The organism is Bacillus sp. AF62 (genome assembly GCF_050312695.1).
In the GTDB taxonomy this organism is placed as follows: domain Bacteria; phylum Bacillota; class Bacilli; order Bacillales; family Bacillaceae_G; genus Bacillus_A; species Bacillus_A cereus.
This window is the reverse complement of record NZ_JBNPJZ010000162.1, coordinates 1-8,485: the sequence shown is the minus strand read 5'-3', so window position 1 is coordinate 8,485 and position 8,485 is coordinate 1. Positions and strand designations below refer to the sequence as shown.

Here is an 8,485-nt window from a genome sequence, read left to right as displayed (position 1 = left end):
TTCATTTTCCCACGGATTAATTTTTTCTTCTCTCCATTGCTGTAGCAATTTCGGAATTTCAATGAAATGGATTTCCAGATCTTCGAGTAACACTTCCTTGTGTTGTTGACTCCAAAATTGTCCGACTGTATGCATGTCATCATATTGGGGAAAGAGATCAAAATCTAATAGATTAATCGCAATCGTTTTTCGTAAAGAACGATAGGGCATTCCTTGCTCTAATTGAGATGTATACAGTTTACTCCAATAATACAGGGAACGTTTTACAATCTCTTGTGTATTTCGTAACTGTATTTCTACATTTACCTTCGTCCCATCTTGAAGTGTAGCTAATATATCTAGTATGGATAATTTATCTTCTTCGTATTCTTTATGGAGGTGTGGGTCTTCAATTTTTAGCGATACTATCGGTATAGATAAGGATTCATGCAAGATTGCATTTAAAAAAGAAATCAATAATTCCTCTTGTCCTTGTACACCAAATAATTGCTTGAAAGCAAAATCGACTCGTAAATTGACTAAAGGTTGATTCATAGAGTGAGTCACCTTTCTTATTTCATATTCTGTCTTTTTTGTTATTCCCCTTTTTCGGGGGAATGGGCAAAGAAAGTATATATCTATTGTAGCGGAGATAGGAAGGAAGAAGCAACCCTTGTTGTTATTTTTACTGTGTTTTGTTTTTATAAACATTATGGTACGTGAAATTTTATATAATTCTTGTATATGCACCTATCCTCACTGATTTATATCCCTTTCTACCTAAAATATTTACTACCCATCTTTTCATTATCTTATCTCCTTGTATGATAGCTATTTGCCTTCCGAGACTCAAACGTATTCAGAACCTTCTTATCTTTCGTTAGAGAGGAATCTGGGCGTTCATTTTTATCCCTCTCGACTAATGAATTGGATATAATAACCATTTGTTTATTCCATCAGTATGTGAACCGTTTGTTTCACTTGTTTATCGTCCACTCGATAAAATACTTCTGTTCCTTTGCGTTCATGTGATAACACTTTATGATTTCTCATTTTATGAAGATGTTGTGAAACCGTAGATTGTGGTAATTTTAAAATCTTTTGTAATTCGGTAACATTTAAAGCATTTTTCCCTAATAATTGATGTACAATTTGTAGACGGACAGGATGTGCCAATACCCTCAGTATTTCCGCACTTCGCTCGAGTTCATAATTAAGATCGTTGAGCTCCATATAAAAAACATTTGTCATCTTCTTTCGCCTCATTCTTTTTTCAGGGTATTTTCTCATATACACGTTTTTTCGTTAGCAAAGAATCTAACATGTTACACTTACAAACCACCTTGCACCATTCTCTTTCTCCCTTTATACTAAAACAAATAATAATCACAATAAGAGGTGACTCATGAATAAATCAGAATTAATCAAACAAGTCGCAATACAATCCGAACTAAAAAAGCCACAAGCAAGTCTAGCAGTAGATGCAGTATTAGAATCCATTCAACATGCACTACAAAATGGAGAACATGTACAGCTACTTGGCTTCGGTACCTTCGAAGTAAGAGAACGTGCTGCACGTGAAGGGCGCAATCCACATACTGGTGAGGCGCTTACTATTCCTGCGGGAAAAACACCTGCCTTTAAAGCAGGAAAAGCATTAAAAGAAGCTGTAAACGCTAAATAATCTTTCTGTAACAGTAGCATGAATCCAGTAGGAATCATGCTACTGTTTTAGTTTAGAAGCGAATCGTGGAGATCGCATGTTTATATACAAGCTGTTGCTTTCCTTCAACTTCCATTAAAACAGAATAAGTATCAAATCCTCTTATTATTCCTTTGACATGCAATCCTTTTAACAGAATTAAAGTGATATCCTTCCTCTTTTGAAACGCCTCTTGTAGCAATTGTTCCTGTAAAGATGGCATGTTCTTGCTTTTATCCTTTTGGAATGCTTGTAATTTCACTTCCAACGAGTTCGCCCCCTATTCTTCTCATACCGTTACTTTGTATTGTTCTAATTCTTCCATCAGCTGTTTCGCTCCTACTGGGCTCAACGTCAGCTTTCCATCCGCTAGTTTGATATTCTGGGGAGAAATTTCTCCTGTAATCGGACAAGTACCATACGATTGATATTTCTGTAGAATAATCGTTTCACCTTCTATAAATATTTCTAATGGTTCTTTTTCGTGAATGTTGAGTGTGCGCCTCGTTTCCTTCGGTATCACAACTCGACCAAGCTCATCCATTTTCCGTACGATACCTGTTGCTTTCATAGAAATGTCCTCCTTTTGTACACATAGACTATCTCACATCATATGTGACCGTTTTCATTTTTAAAAAACTGCATATACTATAAAAAGTTGATATCAATCTGTAGAAATAGCGAGGTTTCCCATGTCTACATCTGATGTTACCCACTTACAAAAACAAATCGAAGAAAAAAAGAAACAACTGCGACAGTTGGTAAAGGCATACGGATATACAGACCCCATTGTTCTTGCATGTAGCCAAGAATTAGATCAATTCGTGTATGTTTTTATGCGTGATTATTCTCCTCGAACAGCTAAATGTAAAAAATGATTCCAATTCATCAATAGAATTGGAATCTCACTATACATATGTCCTCTATATTTTACCATAACTGGACTCTATGTGGACTGAATAAACCAACTTCTGCATAAAAACATTTCACTTAGGATATATTAGGACTAACAATTCCACCCTACAATATTAATTGCCACTCTAGAATGAAGTCACCTAACATGATTATAGGTGGAATTGTCTATCATTCCTTCAAAACAAAAAAAGACGTGCTAACAGGTTCGTCTTTTTTCTAGGATTTTATCTAATCTATTACTTGTGCTCGATTAAATGGATAAAATACAAATTCTGCTTTTCCCACTATACTCGACACATCAATATCCCCTAATCCCGTTCTACTATCCCTACTGTTTAAGCGATTATCCCCCATTACAAACACTTTGCGACTGGGAATTTTTGTTTCTGGATAATTTAATTGTTTATATTCTTCTAATAATGTATGGTCTAAATAGCCTTCCTTTTGTTCTTTATTATTTATGTACAAGTTACCATTTTCTACTTTGATTGTATCATTTGGCAACCCAATTACTCTTTTCACATAATACTTTGGATCATCTGGTTTTTTAATCACTACCACATCTCCATATTTTACAGATGAAAATTCCATCATAATCTTATTTACAATGATTCGATCATTATTAAATAAGGACGGTTGCATGGAAGCCCCTTCCACTACAAAAGGTGCAAAAATAAATGTTTTAATTATTGCTACACCTATTATTGCAAACAATATAGATTTTCCCCACTCTATCCAAGTACTCTTTTTCTTTTGAATCGCCTGAAATTTAGTTTTCAATGAGTAGCTCCTCCTATTTTCATTCTGTCTTTATGTATGTTTCTCATTATATATAATCCTCTTGTTTGATATCCTTATGAAATTTACGATATAATCCCCGTTTTTTTAGCTCTTTTCTTAATGAGGCTTCATTACAATCTAATTGTAAGGCTATCTGTCTATAATTCCACCGTTGTTCTTTGCGTAACACCGCGGCTTGCTCACATAGAGGATCCCATTTCTTTCGTGCATTTTCTTGTATTTGTTCTTTCGTAAATCCTCTCCATAATCCTCGTTCTTGAAGTTTCCTTATTATCGTACTTTGATTTTGTCCTAATTGTTTTGCAATCTCGTGATACTTCAGTCCTTGTTCACGTAAAGTGACCACCTGTCTACAAAGTTCATCCCATTTTTCAGCGTACTCTTCGGTGGTTCTTCCTCTCCATAATCCTCGTTGCTTCAATTGCTTTGTCAAACTATGTTCATGGTATCCAAATTGTTGAGCAATCTCTAGATAAGTAAATCCTTGTTCATATAATATCACTGCTCTCTCGCATAAAGCATCCCACTTTTCATGTACACTTTCATAAAATCCCTCTACCCTTTTATTCTCCCACACATTCCTTTTCTTCAGTTCGTGTACTAACTTGCCATCAGCGCAATGCAGGTATTTTGCAATTCTGTAGTAGCTCATTCCTTGGTTATGTAGGTGTACCGCTTCTTCACATAAAGCATCCCATTTCTTTTTGGCATTTTCTTTTATTTGTTCTCTACTATACCCTTCCCATAAACCACGTTTTTTCAGTTCTTTCAATATATTTGTTTCATGGCAACCTATTTGTTTTGCAATTTTAGAATAACTCATTCCTTCTTTCCGTAAAAGAACCGCGTGTCTACATCTTTTATCCCACTTTAAACGGGAGTTTATACGTAATTGCTCTGCGCTTTCTCCTTTCCATGTTCCTCGTTTTTTCAATTCTTCTACCAAAACAGAATCTGAACAATTCAATTTTTTAGCAATTTTTTTGTAGCTCATTCCTTCTTCCTGTAATATTACTGCTTTTTCACATAATCTATCCCATCTTTGTTTTGCATTCTTTTTTCTTTGTTTTATACTGATTCCATTCCATAATCCCATTCTTTTTAATTCTGTCTCTAACTTAGCTCTAGGACACCCTAGTTCCCGACCAATTTCTGTATAACTCATACCCTTCTCGTGTAAAATCACTGCTTGTTTACACAATCCATCCCATTTTTCACTTGCATTCTTTACTCTTTGCACTCTTAACTGTTCTGCACTAAGTCCTTTCCATAAACCTCGCTTTTTCAGTTCTTTACGTAAAGTAGTTACATGACAATTCAATTGCTGTGCAATATCTGGGTATCCGATTCCCTGTTCGTACAATGGAACTGCTTTTTCACACACTTCATCCCATTTTAAGCGTATTGAATTATTTTGTGAACGAACCTGTTTTTTCAATCCTCGCTTTTTTAGTTCTATATGTAGACACCCTACGCCACATTGTAATTGTTGTGCAATGAGCTTATAGGTCATGCCTTGTTCACGTAACATCAGGGCTTGTTTACATAGTTTATCCCATTTTTCACTTGCAGCGATAACCTCTCTCTTTTGCCATAAACCTCGTTTTTTCAATTCTTGTACTAAATTAGAATCTTTGCAATTAAGGTTTCTTGCAATTGCATAATAACTCCATCCTTTTTCTTGTAATAAAACTGCTTTTTCACATCGTTCATCCCATTTTTTCCTTGCATTCTCTTGTAGTTGATCCGTACTGAAACCTTCCCACAAGCCCCGTTTTTTTAGCTTTACACGTAAAGTTTCCAACGAACAGTCAAATTGTTTTGCAATGAAAGAATAGGTCATCCCTTGGTCGTATAGTACTACAGCTTGCTTACACAAATCATCCCATTGTTGTGAGGTTCTTTGTATTTGCCGAACGCGTCCTTGTCTCTTGGGTATTTTTTTTGTCTTTATATTCTCCATAGCAATGCCCCTTACGATTTCTCATGACTTATATCAACACAATCCATGTTTACGTCGGATTCACATTTGAATATTCCGACTATAAAATAAAGATTTCAACCTACTCATCCACTTCATGACCCACTTTCCCTTCTTCTTTTCGCCTACTTTCAAACTCATTCTCTAACTTTCGATACCATTTCCCTTTTTTATTTGTAAAATACGTCTTCACTTCTTGATATGGAATCCAGATATCTCTTTCTCTTATTTGTTCCATAACACTATCCAGTATATATTCTTCTTCCTTTTTCTTTGGTTTGCGAAGATGTACCTCAATAAATCTCTGGTATTCAGCCTGTAACCATTCAGTAATCATATTCTGCTGATTCTGTTTGAGATTTGACCACTTTTTATTCATTTGGAGAATTTGACCATTTGCAATGACATGATTTTTCACTGTTCTACCCTCGCTTTGTACACAGTTATTTATTCCTTTATTATACCATATCCCATTTTCTTTTCACTGTGATTCCTCCCTGACACCAGATGCTCGTTTATCGCTCTCTCCCAGCAAGTGCATATCAATTTTTTATCGTCGTGGTTCGTCTCCACTCATCAAAGCCCAACTCAACATTGACTCAAAAAATAAACATGTTCAATACGTGAGAATGATGGATAAGTCGCTTTAGCGACTTTTTGATTGAATAGAATGTCACAAACCATTCCATGAAAAAATCAATGCACCCCTATAACTAGGGGCGCTTGTCCTCCTTTCAGTTTATATTTCGGTCGCTCTGGAGGCGCAAGGGGCAAATTTTTTCCTTCCTCACATCCCAACTCTATCGGATTTTGGTTGTTCTTTGAACTCGTACGTCCCTTCCGTCCTCCGATCCCAAGAACAATGACAAAATACTCGCTATCGTATGACCTGTTCCGTCAGAAAAAAATTGTGCAGTAAACCCTTGCGCCTCCGCTCCCTGCATAACACGTTCCAGTTGGACAAGCGGTGTTCACATAAAAATAAGCAGACATACCTGTAACATCTCCTGTCCCCAAACGGAAAAAACACGTCCCCATGGCAATGGGAACGTGTTTTAGGAAATCAGCTACTCGTTACTATACTCAGTTTATCATGCTGATTTCCTCCCGTAAATAAGGAGGCGGAATATTTGTTAGAAAATTGTATGGTAATCTACAACACTCATGATTCCTCAGCAACCGATTGTACAGACTATTGCGAAGCATGCGACGGTGAAATCTATTCCGGCGAGCACTATTTTGATTTCGATGGAGACTGTCTACATGACGATATTTCGTGTATTCGGCAATATGTAGAAGATCATTCTGTTAAGAAAATGGCAGGTGCATAACATGAAATTCCCTTCCACTCTCCAAGCCGAAATACAGATTCTTAAGAATCTCATATCTTATTATGAGCAAAGCGAAGATGAACATGCTTCTTCTCTTGTTATTGCTTACAAACATAGGTTACAAGCCTTATTACATGTCTATGAAGCAAGTCAACAAAAGGAACATATCCCATTCTAAAAAAGCGAGGATGATAAACAATGAAAACAGAAAACTATTTTACGACACTATCTCAAATAGATTGTACCGAACACGTAGAAAAGAAAGGAAAGTTTAGCTATCTCTCGTGGGCGTGGGCAGTAAAACGTCTACGGGAAGTTGCCCCCACCGCAACATGGCATGTCAAACGGTTTGACGGTGTCCCCTATCTCAAAACAGATTGTGGATTTTTTGTAGAGGTAGAAGTAACAGTACAGGGATTACCACTAAGCCAGATTCATCCCATACTTAATAATCAAAACAAGCCAATAGCTGAACCAAATAGTTTTGATATCAATACGAGTATCCAACGTTGTCTAGTGAAAGCAATTGCTCTTCACGGGCTAGGACTCTATATCTATGCAGGGGAAGACTTGCCTGAAGTTCCTGAAAAGCAAATTTCACCGCAACAAATTGGTGCAATTAAGGTTAACATTAAGAAACTTGCTACACTTCGAAAAGTGGATGAGGACACGATTAAAGCACACTTGAGCATCTCTGACATCAAAGAATTAACCTTTACACAGGCAGAGAAAATCTTAAAAAAATCATCCAAGTGGGTATTAAATGCACAGAAGGAACAAGAACTAGCTTCCGAATCTATTCAAGAGCCTACCCATTCCCCTGCTGAATCAGCTTAATCTTTCTCTTGCCCCAATACTGAAAGGTCTGTACAAAATAACAGACCTTTCTTGCCGTTAAAAAACTTTTCAACGGCAAGACCCCGCCCGTCCATCTGTATAGTATTCTGTAAAAAGGTTTGCAGGGTCTGCATTCCATTCTTCGATACACACTCTACCTAAACTATTTTCTAATTTTTTGAATGTAATTTGAAAATAATCATGTAAGCGCTTCAACTCATGTAAGTTATAATTCTTCAATTCTCCTTCAACGAGTGTTTCATCTCCATAAGGAATCGTCATGAGTGCCTTGATTTTCTCCAAAAACTTTTCATTTTGTTCTTGTTCTACTAACATTTCTTGCTCAATTATTTTTTTGAAATTACGTAAATGAAACCAGCTTGGCTCGTGAATATGCTTTAAATAAACACCTTCCCAATTGTGATGCTTTTCAATTTCAACATACTCTTGATCCCATCTTCTTGCATGTGAAGTAAATCCAAAATATTTACACAATATATTTTCTAAAGGAGCACCAATGAGCCAATTATCCTTTACTCGTGTACTTTTCATAGTTAACACGATTTCTTCAATATGTTGTAACAGTTTCCGAACAATCATTTCAGCATGATGTGCTGATACATATATCGCTTCCTCATCATGTTTTAAACTCAATTTATGATAGATTCTGTATACCGTTTCTTTTCTGTCTTGCACTTCTATATATTCTTCCAACTGTTCTTGTTTCATCATGATTCACCTCTTCACATTTAGTCATTTAGCAATATACACATTCCATGATTCTAATTTTCTTGTGCAATACTCAATATGCTCTGCTACTGTGCAAGTCGTACCCGTATTAATATATAACTCATTTGTTGTTTCTTTGAGGGTGTTGCAAAACTAAAATAAATATGCAATGTTATGAATCAGAAAAACTAGCTGAACATGCAATAGATA

11 protein-coding genes are annotated in these 8,485 nt (G+C 36.1%); 3 read left to right on the top strand and 8 right to left on the bottom strand.

Features of this window, described 5'->3' with window-relative positions:
- Both ACQRBL_RS31545 and ACQRBL_RS31540 read right to left on the bottom strand, forming a co-directional pair.
- Positions 1-534 (bottom strand): Rpn family recombination-promoting nuclease/putative transposase (locus ACQRBL_RS31545; RefSeq protein ID WP_427736335.1); only part of this gene is annotated, 534 nt, incomplete at its 3' end.
- Positions 535-927: 393 nt separating this feature from the next.
- Complete coding sequence (locus tag ACQRBL_RS31540; RefSeq protein WP_411996740.1) at positions 928-1,230, bottom strand: ArsR/SmtB family transcription factor; 303 nt, start codon at positions 1,228-1,230, stop codon at positions 928-930.
- Positions 1,231-1,384: 154 nt separating this feature from the next.
- On the opposite strand from ACQRBL_RS31540, the gene ACQRBL_RS31535 reads away from it, so the two are divergent.
- Positions 1,385-1,663, top strand: a complete 279-nt coding sequence (locus ACQRBL_RS31535) for an HU family DNA-binding protein (protein ID WP_088071663.1) — start codon at positions 1,385-1,387, stop codon at positions 1,661-1,663.
- Between the two features lie 52 nt (positions 1,664-1,715).
- Here the strand turns inward: ACQRBL_RS31535 and hfq are convergent, their stop codons facing one another.
- Both hfq and ACQRBL_RS31525 read right to left on the bottom strand, forming a co-directional pair.
- Positions 1,716-1,949, bottom strand: coding sequence for an RNA chaperone Hfq (gene hfq / locus ACQRBL_RS31530; RefSeq protein ID WP_030030290.1), 234 nt, complete (start codon positions 1,947-1,949; stop codon positions 1,716-1,718).
- A 21-nt stretch (positions 1,950-1,970) separates the two neighbouring features.
- Entirely contained in the window at positions 1,971-2,252 is a 282-nt protein-coding gene (locus ACQRBL_RS31525) for an AbrB/MazE/SpoVT family DNA-binding domain-containing protein (protein WP_197230792.1), read from the bottom strand.
- A gap of 121 nt (positions 2,253-2,373) precedes the next feature.
- On the opposite strand from ACQRBL_RS31525, the gene ACQRBL_RS31520 reads away from it, so the two are divergent.
- Complete coding sequence (locus ACQRBL_RS31520) at positions 2,374-2,559, top strand: aspartyl-phosphate phosphatase Spo0E family protein (protein WP_243169150.1); 186 nt, start codon at positions 2,374-2,376, stop codon at positions 2,557-2,559.
- A gap of 265 nt (positions 2,560-2,824) precedes the next feature.
- Here the strand turns inward: ACQRBL_RS31520 and lepB are convergent, their stop codons facing one another.
- The 3 genes from lepB to ACQRBL_RS31505 form a co-directional block, all read right to left on the bottom strand.
- Entirely contained in the window at positions 2,825-3,376 is a 552-nt protein-coding gene (gene lepB, locus ACQRBL_RS31515; protein ID WP_341069864.1) for a signal peptidase I, read from the bottom strand.
- A gap of 46 nt (positions 3,377-3,422) precedes the next feature.
- Complete coding sequence (locus ACQRBL_RS31510) at positions 3,423-5,360, bottom strand: hypothetical protein (protein ID WP_197230801.1); 1,938 nt, start codon at positions 5,358-5,360, stop codon at positions 3,423-3,425.
- 100 nt (positions 5,361-5,460) lie between these two features.
- Complete coding sequence (locus ACQRBL_RS31505) at positions 5,461-5,796, bottom strand: hypothetical protein (protein ID WP_197230802.1); 336 nt, start codon at positions 5,794-5,796, stop codon at positions 5,461-5,463.
- A 1,111-nt stretch (positions 5,797-6,907) separates the two neighbouring features.
- Here ACQRBL_RS31505 and ACQRBL_RS31500 point away from each other — a divergent pair.
- Complete coding sequence (locus ACQRBL_RS31500; RefSeq protein WP_411996739.1) at positions 6,908-7,546, top strand: DUF1071 domain-containing protein; 639 nt, start codon at positions 6,908-6,910, stop codon at positions 7,544-7,546.
- A 69-nt stretch (positions 7,547-7,615) separates the two neighbouring features.
- Here the strand turns inward: ACQRBL_RS31500 and ACQRBL_RS31495 are convergent, their stop codons facing one another.
- On the bottom strand, positions 7,616-8,278 hold the full coding sequence (locus tag ACQRBL_RS31495; RefSeq protein WP_411996738.1) for a hypothetical protein: 663 nt from the start codon (positions 8,276-8,278) through the stop codon (positions 7,616-7,618).
- Positions 8,279-8,485: the final 207 nt, after the last annotated feature.